The sequence below is a fragment of the Pseudomonas koreensis genome, assembly GCF_036668835.1.
Classification (GTDB): Bacteria; Pseudomonadota; Gammaproteobacteria; order Pseudomonadales; family Pseudomonadaceae; genus Aquipseudomonas; species Aquipseudomonas koreensis_I.
In genome coordinates this window covers 43,636-62,164 of the sequence record NZ_JAZEVW010000016.1, presented here as the reverse complement: position 1 = coordinate 62,164, position 18,529 = coordinate 43,636, and the positions used below count along the sequence as shown (strand labels likewise).

General features: G+C 60.8%; 12 protein-coding genes. 8 read left to right on the top strand and 4 right to left on the bottom strand.

Features of this window, described 5'->3' with window-relative positions; translation table 11 throughout:
• Positions 1-131: 131 nt before the first annotated feature.
• The 4 genes from V6F91_RS26585 to V6F91_RS26570 form a co-directional block, all read right to left on the bottom strand.
• Positions 132-1,661, bottom strand: coding sequence for a DHA2 family efflux MFS transporter permease subunit (locus V6F91_RS26585; protein WP_332769739.1), 1,530 nt, complete (start codon positions 1,659-1,661; stop codon positions 132-134).
• Positions 1,662-1,827: 166 nt separating this feature from the next.
• Positions 1,828-3,030 (bottom strand): HlyD family efflux transporter periplasmic adaptor subunit, encoded by a 1,203-nt coding sequence (locus V6F91_RS26580; protein WP_332769737.1) that lies wholly within the window; start codon positions 3,028-3,030, stop codon positions 1,828-1,830.
• 15 nt (positions 3,031-3,045) lie between these two features.
• The gene (locus V6F91_RS26575) at positions 3,046-4,515 is read right to left on the bottom strand and encodes an efflux transporter outer membrane subunit (protein WP_332769735.1); all 1,470 of its coding nucleotides are present in this window, start codon (positions 4,513-4,515) and stop codon (positions 3,046-3,048) included.
• The gene (locus V6F91_RS26570; protein ID WP_332769733.1) at positions 4,505-4,987 is read right to left on the bottom strand and encodes a MarR family winged helix-turn-helix transcriptional regulator; all 483 of its coding nucleotides are present in this window, start codon (positions 4,985-4,987) and stop codon (positions 4,505-4,507) included. The genes V6F91_RS26575 and V6F91_RS26570 overlap by 11 nt, the downstream gene beginning before the upstream one ends.
• A gap of 398 nt (positions 4,988-5,385) precedes the next feature.
• On the opposite strand from V6F91_RS26570, the gene V6F91_RS26565 reads away from it, so the two are divergent.
• From V6F91_RS26565 to V6F91_RS26530, 8 genes are all read left to right on the top strand, one after another.
• Positions 5,386-6,354 (top strand): fimbrial protein, encoded by a 969-nt coding sequence (locus tag V6F91_RS26565; protein ID WP_332769731.1) that lies wholly within the window; start codon positions 5,386-5,388, stop codon positions 6,352-6,354.
• A gap of 55 nt (positions 6,355-6,409) precedes the next feature.
• Positions 6,410-9,223 (top strand): ATP-binding protein, encoded by a 2,814-nt coding sequence (locus tag V6F91_RS26560; RefSeq protein WP_332769729.1) that lies wholly within the window; start codon positions 6,410-6,412, stop codon positions 9,221-9,223.
• Positions 9,210-10,397: an EAL domain-containing response regulator gene (locus V6F91_RS26555; RefSeq protein WP_332769727.1), complete on the top strand. Its 1,188-nt coding sequence runs from the start codon at positions 9,210-9,212 to the stop codon at positions 10,395-10,397. Before V6F91_RS26560 ends, V6F91_RS26555 begins: the two co-directional genes overlap by 14 nt.
• Positions 10,398-10,484: 87 nt before the next feature.
• Positions 10,485-13,646, top strand: a complete 3,162-nt coding sequence (locus tag V6F91_RS26550; RefSeq protein ID WP_332769724.1) for a hybrid sensor histidine kinase/response regulator — start codon at positions 10,485-10,487, stop codon at positions 13,644-13,646.
• 22 nt (positions 13,647-13,668) lie between these two features.
• Positions 13,669-14,316 carry a response regulator gene (locus tag V6F91_RS26545; protein ID WP_129999569.1) on the top strand — a complete coding sequence of 216 codons (648 nt, stop codon included), beginning with the start codon at positions 13,669-13,671 and terminating at the stop codon, positions 14,314-14,316.
• A gap of 105 nt (positions 14,317-14,421) precedes the next feature.
• A complete protein-coding gene (locus V6F91_RS26540) occupies positions 14,422-15,009 on the top strand; it encodes a fimbrial protein (protein WP_332769720.1) in 588 nt (195 codons plus the stop codon).
• A 74-nt stretch (positions 15,010-15,083) separates the two neighbouring features.
• On the top strand, positions 15,084-15,830 hold the full coding sequence (locus V6F91_RS26535; protein WP_332769718.1) for a molecular chaperone: 747 nt from the start codon (positions 15,084-15,086) through the stop codon (positions 15,828-15,830).
• An 85-nt stretch (positions 15,831-15,915) separates the two neighbouring features.
• Positions 15,916-18,405: a fimbria/pilus outer membrane usher protein gene (locus V6F91_RS26530; protein ID WP_332769716.1), complete on the top strand. Its 2,490-nt coding sequence runs from the start codon at positions 15,916-15,918 to the stop codon at positions 18,403-18,405.
• The last annotated feature ends 124 nt before the right edge of the window (positions 18,406-18,529 follow it).

Sequence of the window (18,529 nt, the reverse complement as noted above, 5' to 3'; positions counted from 1 at the left end):
ACACAGGTCATCTCCTTGATGATGAGCAATGTGCCTATTAAAAAGTGTCCACCATGTCTCCGAACACCTGTCCACCATGTGTCCGGTACATACAGGGAGAGGGCTAGGGTGAGGGGCTTTTGATCTTGATCTTAGTGCCCCGAAGCAGCAGGCCCCGCCTTCGCCGCAAACGGCGGTTTCGCCAGCCACACAATCAATATCAACCCCATAAACCCCCACCCCAGCAGCGTGAAGTAATCCACGGTCGATAACATATACGCCTGACTGGACAGAATCTGATCCATCTGCGCATACGCCGGCTGACTCGCCCCGCCCAGCGCATGCAAGGTCTCGCGAGTGGCCGGCTCGAAAGTGCTGATGCTCTCGCTCATATAGGCATGATGCTGATTCGCCCGGCGAATCCAGATCCACGTGGTCAGCGACGCCGCAAAGCTGCCGCCCAAGGTCCGCAGGAAGGTCGCCAGACCGGCCCCGTCGGCAATCTGGCTCGGCGGCAGATCCGACATCAGGATGCTCAGCGTCGGCATGAAGAACAGTGCCACGCCAATACCCATGAACAACTGCACCAGGGCGATGGACTGGAAGTCGACCTCGTTGGTGAACTCGGCGCGCATGAAGCAGCTCAGGCCGATCGCCAGAAACGCCAGCCCGGCGAGCAGGCGCAGGTCGAACTTGTGCGCATATTTGCCGACAAACGGCGATAGCAGCACCGGCAGAATGCCGATCGGCGCGACAGCCAGACCGGCCCAGGTCGCGGTGTAGCCCATTTGCGTCTGCAACCATTGCGGCAGGATCAGGTTGATGCCGAAGAACCCCGCGTACCCCAAAACCAGCACCAGCGTGCCGATGCGGAAGTTGCGATAGGCGAACAGGCGCAGGTTGACCACGGGATGCTGGTCGGTCATTTCCCAGATCACGAACACCGCCAGCGCGACCACGGAAATAGCCGCGCCGACGACGATGAAGTTCGACTCGAACCAGTCCAGGTCATTGCCCTTGTCGAGGATCACCTGCAACGCGCCGACGCCGATGATCAGCGTGATCAGACCGACGTAATCCATCGGCTGGCGGCTGGTGACCACCGGCCGCTTGGCCAGTTGCGAGCGCACCACCATTACCGCAAAAATCCCGATCGGCACGTTGATGAAGAAGATCCACGGCCAGCTGTAACTGTCGGTGATCCAGCCGCCGAGAATCGGCCCGGCAATCGGCGCGACCACGGTGACCATCGCCAGCAACGCCAGGGCCATCCCGCGTTTCGCTGGCGGATACACCGCGATCAGCAGCGTCTGCGTCATCGGGTACAGCGGCCCGGCGACCAGACCTTGCAGGACCCGGAAACCGATCAGCTCGGGCATCGAGGTGGAAATGCCACAGAGAAACGACGCCAGCACAAACAGCATCGTCGCCCACAGAAACAGTTTCACCTCGCCGAAACGGCGGCTGAGCCAGCCGGTCAGCGGCAGCGCGATGGCGTTGCTCACGGCGAACGAAGTAATCACCCAGGTGCCCTGCTCCGAACTCACCCCCAGGTTGCCGGAAATCGTCGGCAGTGCCACGTTGGCGATGGTGGTGTCGAGCACCTGCATGAACGTCGCCAGCGACAAGCCAATGGTGCTGAGCAACAGGCTGGGCGGCGTAAAAGAAGCGTTATTGCTCATGGTGGATCCTATGAAACCGGGTTGGCGCTGCGTACCAATGAACACCGCAACCCCTGTGGGAGCGAGCTTGCTCGCGAAGGCGGTGTAACAGACAAATCAACTGCGAATGACACTCCGCTTTCGCGAGCAAGCTCGCTCCCACAAGAGGAAGTGTCAAAGTCTCGGATCAACGCTGTGCGGTCTTGCTCGTCGCGGCGCTGTTGTCGTGAATCAGCTGGGCAATCATCGCGTCGGCTTCGGCCAGTTGACGGTCATACACATTGGTGCTGAACGAGGCTTTTTGCGGTGGTTGCTGCGCCAGTACCGGGCCGCTCTGGTCGTGCAGGTTGACTTCGACATTGGTCGACAGCCCAACCCGCAAGGGATGCTTGGCCAATTCTTCGGCATTGATGTGAATACGCACCGGCACACGCTGGACGATCTTGATCCAGTTACCGGTAGCGTTCTGCGCCGGCAGCAAGGCAAACGCGCTACCGGTGCCGGCGCCGAGGCTGTCGACGGTGCCGCTGTATTTGACGTCGCTGCCGTACAGGTCGGCTTCGATGTCCACCGGCTGACCGATGCGCATGTCACGCAGTTGGGTTTCCTTGAAGTTGGCGTCGATCCACAGTTGATTCAGCGGAATCACCGCCATCAACGCAGTGCCTGGCTGCACGCGCTGACCGAGCTGCACGGTGCGCTTGGCGACGTATCCGGTCACCGGCGCAATCAAGGTGCTGCGCGCATTGGTCAGGTAGGCTTGACGCAAATCAGCCGCCGCCGACATCACGTCCGGGTGCGACGACACCACAGTGTCGTCAACCAGCGCGCTGGTGGTTTTCAGTTGCTGTTTGGCATTGGCCAGGGCGTTTTGCGCCGAGGTCAGGTCGTCGCGAGCGTGAGACAGCTCTTCCTGGGAAATCGCCCCGCCCTGCGCCAGATTCTTGCGCCGGTTGTAATTGTCCTGCGCCTTCTGCACTTCGGCCTGTTGCGCGTTGACCTGGGCTTTCATGCCGTCGACGTTGCTGTACAAGCCGCGCACCTGACGCACGGTGCGCGCCAGTTTGGCCTTGGCACTTTGCAGGCCGACTTCGGCGTCGTTGGGGTCGAAGTTGACCAGCACCTGGCCTTCCTGGACCAGATCGCCGTCGTCGGCGCCGATGCTGACCACGGTGCCGGTCACCAGCGGGGTGATTTCCACGACGTTGCCGTTGACGTAGGCGTCGTCGGTGCTTTCGCTCCAGCGCCCGATGAATTCGTGATACGCCCAGACGCCAGCGATGGCGAGCAGGACGACCACGGCTAGCGCCAGCAGCATCACCTTGCGTTTGCGCGGGTTGCCGGTGTCCGGGGTGTTGTCTTGAGCTTGAGTGTTTTCGGCAGTGGCCATGACAGTTACCTTGAATTAGTTGTGCGCGGTGGCTGGGCTGGCGTTGGCCGCGGTCAGGGTTTCACCCTGGAAGCCGCCGCCCAGCGCTTGCATCAGTTGAATCGACAGGTCGATCTGCTCGGCATTGAGGCTCGCCAGCTGACGCTGGGCCTGGAGCAATTGCTGCTCGATGCTGAGCACGTCCAGGTAGTTGCCGATGCCGGAACCGTAACGCTGGACCGCAGTGTTGTAAGAATCCTGAGCAATGTCGGTGGCGTGCTGCTGCGCGCCGATCTGCCGGCCGATATCACGCAACTGGTTGATCGTGTCGCCGACATCGCCAAGGGCTTTCACCAGACTTTTGTTGTACTGCGCCACGGCGAGGTCGTAATCGGCGTCGCGGGCATCAAGGTTGGCGCGCAGGCGACCGCCATCGAAAATCGGCAGCGACACGGTTGGCGCAATATTGAAGAAGCGGCTCGCGGAACCGAACATCGCGTCGCCCAACAGCGATTCGGCGCCGGCCGACGCGCTCAGGTTGAGATTCGGGTAGAAGCGCGTCTTGGCGGCGTCGATATCCTTGCTCGCCGCCTCGACACGCCAGCGCGCCGCGACCAGATCAGGACGCCGCCCGAGCAGTTCGGCAGGCAATACCGATGGCACGGCGACGGCGCTGGCTTGCAGGACCTTTGGCCGGGCGATTTCGTTGCCACGATCGGGGCCTTTGCCGAGCAATACCGCCAGCGCAACTTTTGCGCTGTGCAGGCGTTTTTCCGCGTCGATCAGGCTGGCCTGGGAACTGGCCTCCAGACTTTGCGTTTGCTGGAATTGATACTGGCTGTCGATCCCCGAACTCAGGCGACGCTGGCTCAGGTCGAGCATCTGCCGGGTGCGCTTGAGGTCTTCGTTGGCCAGGTCATAAACGATATGCGCTTGCCCCAAATCGCTGTAAGCGCGGGCGACGTCAGCGGCCAGCGTCAATTGCGCGGCCTGACGATCGACTTCGGCAGCGCGCGCCTCACCGAGGGCGGCTTCCCAGGCATCGCGCTGGCCGCCCCACAGGTCGAAGTTGTAATTGAACCCGGCGCTGACATTGCGCACCGTCGAATAGGCGCCGCCCTGCCCCAGCGGGTCCTGATCGCGGGCCAGCCGCGAACGGCTGATGCCGGCGCTGGCATCGAGAGTCGGATAGCGCTCGGCATCGGCAGCATACGCCGCAGCGCTGGCCTGATGGGCGCGGGCGGCGGCGATCTGCATGTCCGGGCTGTCGTGCAATGCTTCGCGGATCAGGCCGTCCAGTTGCGAATCGCCGAGGCTGGTCCACCAATCGCTCTTCGGCCACGCCGCTGGCGACAGGCTGACGCCTTCGAGAGACTGCGCTGTCTTCAGGCTCTTCGCGTCGAGGCGTTGGCCTTCAGTGTCGAGGCCGCTGTAGTTGGCGCAACCGGCGAGGATCATCGCCGAGAACAGCAGCGTCAGACTGCTGCGCAAAGTGTTAGCGCTCATTGTGATCACCTAGACGCTGGATGGTGATCGGGTCACCGGCGGCCAGCAGGATTTTCTTGAGGATGTATTCCAGGGTTTTCAGCTCTTCGCGGGAGATCGCGCCGGCCAGTTCATTCATCGCATCGGCACCGATGTGCGGCAGACGATCAGCCAGTTGCTGGCCCTGCTCGGTCAGTTTCAACTGCACCTGACGCCGGTCGTCTTCGCTGCGTTGGCGAACCAGAAACCCCTTCTGCTCCAGACGATCGAGCATGCGCGTCATCGACCCGCTGTCCAGCGACAGATGCCGGCACAGCTCGGCCGGCGTGTCGACCCCGAACTGCGCCATGATGATCAACACCTTGAACTGCGCGGCGGTAATGCCGTGGGGCTCCATGTGGGTGTCGATGATCCGGTCCTTGAGCAGCGCGGCACGGCCAAGCAACAGGCCGAGATGGCAATGTTTGAATTCTTCCGGGGTGAAATGCTTCATGGGCTGACCTGATAACTGCCTAGGCAGTGAATGTATGTCGAGATGTTACTGCTTAGGCAGCGAATGTCAACGCAATAGTTAGGGGGCTTGGTAATTAGTTGACCAGTGGGCTGGGTTTTATTGCGTGGGCAACCGCATTCGCGAGCAGGCTCGCTCCCACATAGAACGCATTGGTGCAGGAAAAACACATGCAGTGTGGGAGCGGGCTTGCTCGCGAAGGCGTCGTCTCATTCACCACCAATGGTGCGGCTGATGGCCTCATCGCGAGCAGGCTCGCTCCCACAGGGCACGCATTGCAAGTGGGGAGCGTCTGCGCCTTCTAGGAATCGCCTGATATTCAGGCTTGAGTGCCGTGGCTAACGTACGCCGCTCATCCGCCGACACGAAAAGCCCTCTTCATGAAGCGTTTCCAAATCCAGCGCTCGCTCCTGTTCTGTACCGCAGTCACCCTGCTTGCCTGCGCTTCGAATGCCATGGCTGGCAGCTGCGTGGCAGTCGATTCGAAACTCGACACCCTCAACTTTGGCGCCAGCCTGGCCAGTTCGACTCTGAACATTGCTGCCGACACACCCAATGGCACCGTGGTTTATCAGGACACCGTGCAGTCGGTCGGGCACATCTGGAGCTGCTCGAAGACGTCCATGTTCGGCTTTCTGATGAATCCGAAACTGGGCACCGCCAGCGGTACGGAAACTCTTTTTCCGTTAGGCAAAAGCGGGTTGTCCTACCGCATCTGGTTCACTGCACTGGACCGCTACCAATCAGCGCCGCAGGCCATTGCACCCAACACCAGCTATGGTTTCGGTGCAAATTCGGTGCGCCTGGAAATCGTCAAGACCGGCGCGCTGGCACCGAAAGTCAACATCGATGCAGGGTATCTAGGCAGCCTGCAGGACGATGATCTGATCCTGAAAAAACTCAACCTGATGAACCCTATCGTACTGAACGCCGCCTCCTGCGAGACACCTTCCGTGCCGGTGGCGATGGGCGACGATTATCAACTTCATGAATTTCGCGAAGCCGGCGCCAAGCCGCGCACGGTGCGCTTCGATATTGCCCTGAACCAATGCCAGACCGGCATCAAGAAAGTCACCTATTCGCTCAAGGCCAACACACAGGTGATCGATGCGACCAAGGGCATAGTCGCACTGAATGCCGGCTCCACCGCCAAAGGCATCGGCCTGCAAGTGATGAATGAAGCGGGCCAGCCAATCGCTTTCGACACGATCTACCCGTTCGATGCTTTCACCACCACCGGGCTCAATTTCAAGATCCCGTTGTCAGCCGCGTATTACCGCCTGGGCAATGAAGAGCTCAGCGCCGGCAGCGCCAATACCGAAGTGACCTTCATCGTCAATTACCTGTGAAGTCTTTAAGAATCGTCTGATTTTCGTCCTGCCCGGGCACCCCTACTGTGCCGGCATGCGATTGAAGAACTACCTCCATCAGATCAGCCCGGTGCTGTCCACGCCTCACGCTGCGCGACGCTTGTTGCGCATTTTCGCGTGGGTATTGCTGGTGGGCATCATCGGCGGCGTGTACAGCTTCCTGCTGTTCACCTTCAATAACGAGATTTCTCAGCGGCGCAGCTACATGAGCAGCGCCATTGCCGAGGCGCACACCTTTTTCACCACCCGCGAGGCGCTGCTGGAAAGCCTGAGTTTGTCGGCGACCCGGCAGACCGCGTTAAGCGCGCCGCTGTCTGAAGAGGAAATTCGCCTGTTGCTCGGACAGCCCTCGGGCAAGCAATGGAGTATCTGGCTGACCGAGCGCATGCGCGACTATCTGCAAGCACGCAAACTGAATCTGCTCTACGTCAGTAGCGGCGCCGAGGCGCAGGTCTGGCGCCTGTACAACACAACGCCGATGGCCGGCGACTTCCACGGCGCGATGCTCGAGCGCCTGGAAACCCTCAAGCGTGACAACACTAGCGCCCTCAAGGAAATCTGGCTGACCCACAACGCGCAAGGGCACTCGCAGCTGTACATCTTTATTCGTCTGGATGATCGCGACCTCGATTCCGGCTGGCTCGGTTTGGAGATGGACGACCGTGAAGTCTCCAACGCATTGAGCGACCACAGCGCTGGCGAGTTCACCATGTTCAACTCGCAAGGCATGCCGCTCTTCAGCAACAGCCACAAGCCGCCGCCCGGGCAGGATCTGCCGCTGCTGCGCCAGCAGGATTTCTTCGGTTTCGTCGGTGACGGCTGGCTGCCGGAACAACTGGTGCTGCGCAAACAACTGAAGTCGTCGGACTGGCAGTTGACCTACTCCATCGACTTGCTGGCCGTGCTGTGGGCATTGTGGCCACAGATGCTTGGCGCGCTGGTGTTCTGCGTGGCCAGTATCAGCCTGGTGTGGCTGTTGATTCGGCGCCTGGAGCATCGCTTCATCATGCCGACCCTGCAACGGATTCAAGCCTTGGTCGAAAGCGAGCTCTTCAGCCGCGACGTGATTCAGACCGCGCCAGTGGCGCTCTGCGTGTTACGCCGCAGCGACGCTCGAGTGGTGCTGGAAAACACGCTGGCGCAGCAATGGCTGGGCGCCTGCAGCGAACAACTCGGCCCCGGCTGGATCCGCGCAGCATTTGCAGAAAACGCGCCGTGCCTGACCGACTATTTCGAAACCGCCGACGGCCGCCACCTGTACCTGAGCTGCGCTCCGACCCGTTACAAGGGCGAGGACGTATTGCTTTGCGCTTTCAGCGACATCAGCGCGCGTCGCCAGATCGAAGCGGCGCTGGAGCAGGCGCGCCAGTCGGCCGATGCCGCCAACGAAGCGAAAACCCTGTTTCTGGCGACCATGAGCCACGAAATTCGCACGCCGCTGTATGGCGTACTCGGCACACTGGAGTTGCTCGCCCGCACCCGGCTCGACGCCCAGCAGAAAGGTTACTTGCGAGCGATCGAAGGCTCATCGGCGACCCTGCTGCAATTGATCTGCGACGTGCTCGATGTGTCGAAAATCGAGGCCGGGCAACTGGCGCTGGAACTCAGTGATTTTTCCGTCGTAGCGCTCGCGCAAGAAGCCGTTCAGGGCTACGCGGCAGCGGCACAGAGCAAGGGCTTGCAGCTGTACGCCTGCTTTGACCCGCAACTGCCCGACAGCTTGATCGGCGATGTCAGTCGTCTACGGCAGATTCTTAATAACCTGTTGAGCAACGCGGTCAAATTCACCGATTCCGGGCGCGTGGTATTGCGAGTCAAAGTGCTGACACGCGAAGGCGAACGCGTTTGCCTGCAATGGCAGGTCTCGGACACCGGGCGCGGGATCGCCCACGCGGATCAAGCCTGTATCTTCGAACCGTTCTACCAGACCCAAGGCAACAGCCATGAGGTGGCGGGCACCGGCCTGGGCCTGCCGATTTGCCTGCGCCTGACCCATCTGATGAATGGCACCCTGCGCATGGTCAGCGAGCCGGGGCTGGGCAGCAGTTTTTCCCTGACCTTGCCGCTGGAACAGCGCTCGGGTAATGCGCAGCCTGAAGGCAAGCCGAAGCTCGCGGCCGATACCGTTTACGTGGTGTCGCCGGTGCGCGAGCTGGCCGAAAGCCTCGCTGGCTGGCTGCGTCGCTGGGGCGCTCTGCCGCATATCGGCGCACCGGCCCGCCACGACGGTGGCGACGATGGCGTGTTGCTTGAGTTGTGGCCTGCGCCGATGGAGCAGCGCAGCGAACTGCACTGGTCAGGGCCGCGTATTCTGGCGAGCGGCGATGGCGCGTGGGAGTCGCTGAGCAAAGGCGACGGCTGGCTCGTCAACCTGAACGATCTGGCCGCGATCCGCCAGGCCGTGTGTCAGGCGCAGGGCGGCACCGTCATCGACCATCAGTGCCCCGCGCGACCCCAGGCGCTGGCGCCGTTACACCTGCACATCCTCGTTGCCGAAGACAATGCGATCAACCAACTGATCCTGCGCGACCAATTGCAGGAACTGGGCTGCACCGTGGCGCTCGCCAGCGATGGTGAAGAAGCCCTGTCGCTGTGGCAGGACGACAGCTTCGATGTCGTGCTGACTGACGTGAACATGCCGCGCCTCAACGGTTATGAGCTGGCCAAGGCCTTGCGGCGCCTGGGCTGCACCACGCCGATCATCGGCGCCACCGCCAACGCCCTGCGCGGCGAAGAGGCGTTGTGCCTGGCCGCCGGGATGAATCATTGCCTGATCAAACCTTTCACGTTGCGAGCCTTGTCGACCTTACTGGCTCCCTACCAACGAGTCGCCGATGAAGTCCTCTAGCCTGCTGATAGTCGAAGATCACCCGTTCCAGCATCTGTACTTGCAGAACCTGTTCAACGAACTGGGTGTGTTCGATCTGGAATTTGCCCGGGACGGCGAAGAAGCCTTGTGCCGTCTGAAGAACCGCGAGTTCGATCTGGTGCTCACCGATCTGCTGATGCCGGGCATGGACGGCGTGCAGTTCATTCAGGGCCTCGCCACGCAGAAATCGCGCCCGGCCCTGGCGATCATGAGCGCCGCCTCGCGGCGCATGCTGATGGGCGCGAGCCTGGTGGCGAGCAACCTGCAAGTGAAAGTCATCGGGCTGATTTCCAAACCGGTCAACAGCGCGGCATTGCGCTGCCTGATCGAACAGTTGCGGGCATTGCGTCAGGATGCGCCTGTTGCCATGCATGCCGGTATCGATCGGAAAAGTCTTTTGCGTGCACTGGGCAACGCTGAGCTGCAAGCATGGTTTCAACCCAAAAAGGCACTGGACAATGGCCGCATCGTCGCCGCCGAAGCGCTGGTGCGCTGGGTGCATCCCGAACACGGCACGCTGTTGCCGGGGCTGTTTCTACCGGCGCTGATCGCCCACGACCTTGAAGAGCATCTGCTCTGGCGCATGCTCGGACAGTCCATCAACGCCCAAGCCATATGGCGCCAGCAAGGCTATGACATTCCGGTGTCGATCAACCTGCCCACGCACTTGCTCAATAGCCACGACCTGCCCGATCGCATCCTCGCGTTTGTCCTGCAACACGACGGGTTGCCAGCGCGGATCTGTTTCGAGCTGATGGAGTGCTCGGTGCCCGATGACATCAGCAATTTCTACGCCGGGGCCTGCCGCTTGCGGATCAAGGGCTTCGGCTTGTCCCAGGATGATTTCGGCAAAGGCTACAGCTCTTACATGAACCTGGTGTCGGCGCCTTTTACCGAACTGAAAATCGACCGCGCACTGGTTCAGGGTTGCAACAGCAACGCCGAACTGGCGCAAGCGCTGACCAGTATTGTCACGCTGGGTCGACAACTGGGCCTGACGGTAGTGGCCGAAGGCGTGGAAACCGCGCAAGAACTTGCTCTGTTGCGTAAGATCGACTGCACTCAGGTTCAGGGTTTCCTGATTTCCCACGCGGTGTCTTCGGAGCAGTTCCAGCAGTTGCTCAGCCACGACGGCCCGGCAAATGTCTGGTGACCCGCACAACGCAGTGGACGATCACCACTTGCCATCGAGGCCATCCATGTTCACTCGCGTAATCACTTTCACTGACCGGGCGTGTTGATGCCGCATCCCAATGCCTTGCTGGAAAAACTCGCCAGCAGCTCGCTGCGCCTGAACAAGGGTTTGCTGATCCTCGGCGCGCTGGTTTTGCTGTTGCTGGGCATCAGCTATCTCGGCGTCCAGCGCATGGTCGAGGAACAGCGCGATACGATGCAGTTCCACTTCGCCCGGCTGATGGAAAACATTCGCGAGCAGGAAGCGTTTCTCGGCGATATCTCACGGGCCAGCGACAAGGGCGAGTACTTTCCGGAAACCGTGGCGCCGCCGGTGATGCAAAAGCGTTTGCCCGAGGAAGGGCCGAACATCTATGAGGGCCGTGGCCTGCCGTTCTCGCTGCCGTTCAGCGTCAAGATCGATCCCGAGCGAATCGCCCCCAGCCAATACCCCAAAGTGTTTGCCCTCGGCAGCTATCTGGCGGCGTATTACAGCGCTTTCTGGGCGGCCTCGCATTACCAGTCGCCGCAGGTGATCCTGCTCAATGGGCCGGACAATTTCGATATCGCCGTGCCCGCTGCCGGCCGCTTGCGCGGTGCCGGGCAGACGCAGATCAGCACCTTCGTCGAGATCATGACCCAAAAGAATCTGCAACGGCGCGCGCAGACTTCGGCGCAAGTGCACTGGGTGCCCTACCCGTTCGCTGCGGTCGACAACGTTACCCCGAGCCTGCTCGCTTATGTGCGGATCAACCTGAGCAAACCGACGCTGGCCATCGAAGGGGCGAATTCCTGGATAGTGCTCGGTTCGCTGCTGAAGCTGTCACAGGTCAACAACATCGAGCGTTTGATGGAGTGGTCGATCTATGACGACTTCACCCTGATCACGCCCAGCGGCACGGTGTTGATCGGCGAGCTCAAGCGTGATCAGGTGCTCGATGAAGGCGCGAACCTGACCCGCGACGGTCTGGTGTTCAAGCTGAGCAGCCCCGGCGAACAGCACTGGACGGCGATCTATGTGATCAGTGTGCAGAGCTTTCTCGATTACGCGCTATGGCCATTGCTGTGCCTGTTGGGCCTGGTTCTGGCACTGCTCGCCTGCGGCCGCGCGCTGAATCGCTGGTACGCGCAACGGGTAATTCTGCCCGCCCGGATTGCCCACGCCAGCATCGCCGAAAGTGAAGCGTTCAGCCGTGCGCTCATCGATACCGCACCCACCAGTCTATGCGTGATCAGCCGTCGTGATCATCAGGTCTTGCTGGAAAACCAGCGCGCCCAGCAATGGCACGACACCGAGGAATTGATCAGCCTGCTCGAACAACAAGGCACGACTGGCCATGGCCACGCGGAACTTGAGATCGACCATCGGCATTTGCACCTGGCCTTCATCGCCACCCGCTATCAGGGCCAGGACGCGTGGCTGTGTGCGCTGCACGATGTCACCCGCCATGTCGAAGATGCAGCGGCACTGGAAATCGCCCGTCAGGCCGCCGATTCGGCCAATCAGGCCAAGAGCCGCTTTCTGGCGACCATGAGCCATGAAATCCGCACGCCGTTGTATGGCGTACTCGGCACCCTGGAACTGCTCGGCCTGACCGATCTCGCGCCGCGTCAGCAGGCCTATCTGGAAACCATTCAGCGCTCGTCGGCCAGCCTGTTCAAACTGATCAGCGACGTGCTGGATGTGTCGAAGATCGAGGCCGGGCAGATGAACCTCGAGCGTCAGCCGTTCTGCCCGCTGGAGCTGACCGAAGATGTGGTGCGCAGCTACGGCGCGTTTGCCCGTGGCAAAGGCTTGCAATTGTATGCCTGCATCGATGCGACGTTGCCGGACCAACTGTTTGGCGATGCGCAGCGCATCCGCCAGATCCTCAATAACCTGCTGAGCAACGCGATCAAGTTCACCGATAACGGCCGTGTGGTCGTACGCGTTCAGGTGCTGCAAAACACTGACGGCCGCGCCGAGGTGCAGTGGCAGGTCAGCGATTCCGGCGTGGGCATTTCCCAGGCGCAGCAAGAGCAATTGTTCGACCCTTTCTATCAGGTCAACGAGGCCGACAGTCATGCTGGGGCGGGTCTCGGTCTGGCCATTTGCAAGTGGCTGTGCGAGTTGATGCATGGCGACCTCAACGTGGTCAGCGAACCTGGGCTCGGTAGCCGCTTCAACTTGCAACTGGCGCTGGATCGGGCGCCGGGCAGCCTCGCCGATTGCCCATCGTTCGAGGCCGGCAGTGCCGCCGTTTATGTGCGCGCCCCGGTCGCCGAACTGGCGCAGCATTTGCTCGGCTGGCTGCACCGCTTCGGTCTGGATTGCCGTCTGGTGACGCATGAGTTGCCGCCGTCCTCGGCGCTGCTGGTGGACCTTGCGCCGCTGGCCAACGCCACAGTTTTCGATGGCCCGCGAATCGCCGCAATAGCGGGCGGCCCCAACCCGGCGCAAATCAGCGGCAGCGACTGGCAGGTCGATGCCGACGATGTCCGCGCGATTGGCTGGGCGATTGCGCTGGCCCGACACGACGCCCATCAGCGCCGCGCTCCCTCGCCTCAGGAAAAGACCCGAGCGCTGAATCTGCGCGTGCTGGTGGCCGAGGACAACATGATCAACGCAGCGGTCATCAAGGAACAACTGGAGGCGCTGGGCTGCTCGGTGATCGTCGCCGCCAATGGCGAACAGGCCCTGGCGCAATGGGCACCGGGGCGCTTCGATCTGCTGCTGACCGACGTCAACATGCCAGTCATGAACGGCTACCAATTGACTTCAGCGCTGCGCGAACAGGGTGCGATGTTGCCAATCATCGGCGTCACCGCCAACGCCCTGCGCGAAGAAGGCGAACGCTGCGCCGCCGTGGGCATGAACGCGTGGCTGGTCAAACCGCTGAACCTGGCGACACTGCGCGCGCATTTGCAAAGCCACTGCCAGACCGTCATCGCGCCGCTCGCAGACCCCTTGCCGACGTTGTCGCCGAAGATGCGCGAGTTGTTTGTCTCGACGCTGCGCAAAGACATTCAAACAACGCTCGGCGCGCTGGAAGCAGCCGACGCCAACCGTGTCGCGCAGCAATTGCACAGCATGGCCGGGGCGCTGGGCGCGGTGCAGGTCGAGGCGCTGGCCCACGCGTTCGTTGAACTCGAATGCCGCCTGACCGGCATGGCCATGACCGCACCGCTGGCCGTCGAAGTGCGCCGACAACTGGCGCGGCTGACTGACCTGCTCGACGCCCTTGAATAATTTCACTCTGGATAAAGCACTCATGGAAACCTTCAACGTTGTCATCGCCGATGATCATCCCATCGTTTTGCTGGGGGTGCGGGAACTGGTCGAGCGCGACCGGCGCTTCCGCGTGGTTGGCGAAGCGGTGTGTTCCGATGGTTTGATCGAGCTGCTGAAGTCACAACCGGTAGACTTGTTGATCACCGATTTCAACATGCCCGGTGACTCGCCCTACGGTGACGGCCTGAAACTGGTGGAGTACGTGACCCGCCACTTTCCCGCAGTGCGCGTGCTGGTGCTGACCATGATTTCCAATCCGTTGATCCTCACCCGCCTGCAAGAGCTCGGCGTACTCGCAGTCATCCAGAAAAGCCAGTTGCACATTGAAATAGAAGTGGCGCTCAAAGCCATCGCCAAGGGCAAACGGGTACGCGGCCATCAACCGGCGCCGACTTCGGTACTGGACGATGGCGCCGATCTCGATGAACGCTTTTCCCGACTGTCGCCCAAGGAACATGAAATCCTGCGTTTGTTTGTTCAAGGGCAAGGCGTCAATGAAATTGCCCGAGGTCTGAATCGAAGTGCAAAAACCATCAGCACCCAGAAGATTTCGGCCATGCGCAAACTGGATGTCAGCAGTGATCAGGAGTTGCTGGCTTATTGCATCGAGCGCAACTTGTTCAATTGACTGACCGTTACCCCTTGCAACCTGGCGGCTTCTAGGGATCGTCTGATGTTGCAGGACCCGAGCGGATTTTATCGTGTTGTCTTTACCCACCAATGGAAAAGCAACATGAAAAAGCTGTCTCGCACTCTTCTCGCCCTCTCGATCTTCGCTGCCGGTAATGTCCTGGCGGCCGACCCGGTTGTGCCTACCAAGGCAGGCAGCGGCACCATCAATTTCACCGGCAGCATCAACAACGATGCCTGCTCGATTGAAGGCGCCGGCAAGGACAAGACCATTTCGGTAAACATGGGTGAAGTGTCGATCAAGGACATGGGCACCGCTACCGCGCCGAAAGGCACCGGCACGCTGAGCGTCGAGAACTTCGACATGCAGATCAACTGCAACGCCGGCACCAAGGTGGCAATGATCTTTGAACCGAACAGAAAGGGTGGCTCGGGCATCGCAACCGGCACAAAAGTGCTGAATCTGATTGAAGGCACGGGTGCTGCGAAAGGTATCGGTATCGCCTTGCTGGATGCTAACGGCGCCGTCATCGACCTGACTTCGCCGACCACCGCACGCATCGAAAACACCCTGCAGGAAAGCAACACCACGCTGAAATTCTCGGCCGCCTATGTGACCACCGTCGATCCAAAACTGGCGGTTGCCGGTCGTGGCGACGCGACCCTGCCGTTCACTCTGCAATACGAATAGACCGCGCGATTCGTCGGGCACTGTGCGGGGCTGAGCGGCCCTGCACTTTCCTTCACTCTGCGCGGTAACTTTTCATGTTTTTACGTTCGTCCCTTTCTCTTTGCGTCGGCCTGCTGGGGCTGTTCGCCGTCAATCACGCCATGGCCGGTATTTCCCTGAGCAGCACTCGGCTGGTTTTCGACGGCAAGCACAAAGAAGCCGGCATCACCGTACGCAACAGCGGCGCAGATGTGTTGATCCAGTCCTGGGTCGATACCGATAACGACGAAGCCTCTGTGCCCTTCGCCGTCACTCCGCCGCTGGTGCGCGTGAGCGATGGTGAACAGCAGATTCTGCGAGTCATCTACGAAGGCACCGGCATGCCCGGCGACCGCGAATCGGTGGTCTGGCTAAACGTCCAGGAGATCCCCCAGTCGGTGAAAACCGCGAACACCCTGCAACTGGCGGTACGCCAACGGATCAAGGTGTTTTTTCGCCCTGCCGGCCTGACCAATACCGCTTATCAGGCCCCAACCGAACTGATTTGGCGACTGACCGAGCGCGCCGGCAAGAGCTTGCTGGTGGTAAGTAATCCCGGGCTTTATCACGTCTCGATAGCTGACATCACCGTGCAGTCCGGAACCACCCGCGAGCACCCGTTCGATTCGATGATGATCGCACCCGGCGAACAAAAAGAGTTCGCCCTCAAACAACTGCACCCGACCAGTTCTGCGCATCTGTCATTCAGCAGCATCAACGACTATGGCGCCCGTGATCGTTATGTCGCGCAACTTTCCAGCAGCGCCGAAGTGAGCGCCAGTCTGGATAAAGAATCGCCATAACTCGCGTGCCGCTTTAACAGCCGCACTTTCACTGTATTTCTCTTCGCTCCGTTAGTTCGTATCGGAGGTGATATAGGGTTCCTGCATGTTTTTACTCAAGCGCGACGGCCTGGCACCGTTTTCGGTGGCTCTGGTTTTCAGCACAACTTGTCTGGCCGACGGCGAAGAACCATTCAATACCTCTTTTCTGCAAGGCGCGACATCCGCCGTCGACCTGCAATCGCTGCTCGCCGGTAGCCGCGTCCTTCCAGGCACTTACCGGGTCGATCTCTACGGCAACGACATGCTCGTAGGCCGGCGCGATATCGACTTTCGCCGCCACCCCGATCACAACAAAGTTGAAGCCTGTCTGACCGTAGACATGCTCAAGCAACTGGGCGTGGACCTCGGGAAGTTGCAGGCCAGCGGCAAACTCGACGCCGCCGATGCGGACGCTTGCCTCGACCTGCCCGCCTTGATCGATCACGCCACCGTGCGCTACGACGTGCCGCGCCTGCGTCTGCTGGTCAGCGTGCCGCAAAGTGCCATGGAGCGTGGCCGCCGCGGTTATGTCGATCCGGCCATGTGGGACGAAGGCGTACCCGCAGCGTTCATCAACTATCAGGTCAGCAGCAACCGCAACAGCACCGACGCCGATACCACGCTTGCCAATAACGTCGGCCTGCGCAACGGCATCAATCTCGGCGGCTGGCGCTTGCGCAACGAGTCCAACTTCAACAGCAGCACCGGCCGGCCCAGCACGTTCAAGAGCAACCGCAGTTATCTGCAACATGACGTCACCGCGTTGAAGGGCCAGTTCAGTGCCGGCGACATTTTCTCCGACGCCGACCTGTTCGACAGCGTGCGCTATCGCGGCCTGAAACTGGCCTCCGACGACGGCATGCGCGCCGACAGCGAGCGCGGCTATGCACCGGTGATTCGCGGCATTGCGCAATCGAGCGCGACCGTGGAGATCCGCCAGAACAATTACATTCTGTACACCGCCAACGTGCCGCCCGGGCCGTTTGAGATCAGCGATATCTACCCCAGCGGCTCCAACGGCGATCTGGAAATTACCGTGATCGAAGCCGATGGCCGCCGCCGGGTGACGGTGCAGGCGTTTTCCAGCCTGCCGATCATGGTGCGCGAGGGGCAACTGAAGTACAGCGTTTCGGCGGGCCGCTACAACAGCAACAGCGATGACCAGCAGACACCGGAATTTCTCAGCAGCACCGTGGCTTACGGCGTGAGCAGTAATCTGTCGGCGATTATCGGCACCCAGGCCACCGAGAATTTCCAGGCACTGTCAATCGGCGCCGGACGCAATACGGCGATCGGTGCAATATCGCTCGACCTGACCCATTCCAACAGCCGCACCTTCGGCCAGACCGTCAAGGGCAACAGCCTGCGCGCGTTGTATGCCAAGACCTTCGCCGGTACCGACACCAACTTCACCCTCGCCGCCTACCGTTATTCGACCGAGGGCTATCGCACCTTGAGCAAACACGTCGAAGAACTGAGCCGCGAAGGTGAACAGCGTACCGGTAATTCAAAAACCCGTACCGACCTGACCGTCAACCAGAGCCTGGGACGCAATCAGCAGTTCGGCAACATTTACCTCAACGCCAGCGACCAGCGCTACTGGGGACGCGGCGGCTCGCAAAGCCTGTCGGCCGGCTACAGCAACTACTGGGGTGAGGTCAGTTACAACCTCAGCGCGACTTACACCAAGGATGTCGGCGACTACGGTCCGGCGAACAACGACACCCTGCTCAATCTGTCGTTGTCGTTCCCGCTGGGTTCGAAACCGCGTGCGCCGAGGGCTTTCGTTTCCGCCAGTTCGCAGAAGGACGACAGCAGCACCCAGGTCGGCATCAACGGCTATTTGTCCGATGACAGCGACACTTATTACTCGGTGCAAGGCGGCAACAGTCGCACCGGTGGCAGTACCGGTTCGGCCAACCTCAGCACGCGAACCTCGGTGATGGACATCAGTGCCGGCTACAGCCAGGGGCGCGGGTACAACTCGCAGAATCTCAATGTTGCCGGTTCGATTGTCGGCCATGCGGGCGGTATCAACCTTGGGCAAACCGTCGGTGAGACCTTCGCACTGGCGCACGTCGAGGGTGTCGAAGGCGTGAAGATCGCCAGTTTCTCCGGGGCGAAAACCGCCGGCAACGGTTATGCGGTGGTGTCCAACACGCAGCCGTATCGGGTCAACTGGATCAGCCTCGACACCCGCGACCTGGGCGGCGACTTTGAAATTGAAAACGCCACTCAGCAAGTGGTGCCACGCCGTGGTGCCGTGGTGCTGGCGCGCTACGCGAGCAAGACCGGACGCCGGGTGCAGTTTTCCCTGTTCGATGCGCAGCACCAGCCGATCCCGTTCGGCGCCGCGCTGGAAGACGCTGCCGGCAAGCAATTGGCAATTTCCGACCCGAGCGGCAAAGCATTGGCACTGGTCGAAGACGACACCGGGACCTTGATCATCAAGTGGCAAGGCCTGCGCTGTGAAGCACCGTATGCGCTGCCCGAGCGTGACAAGGCGCTGAACTATGAGCGCGCCTCACTGGTATGCCGCCCGGATCCCTTGTAGGAGCGAGCCTGCTCGCGATGAGGCCCTGTCAGTCAAAGATGTATTGGATGACCCTCTGCATTCGCGAGCAAGCTCGCTCCCACAGGGAAATTCTGTCAGGCCAAAATCTTCGCCACGACCAAGG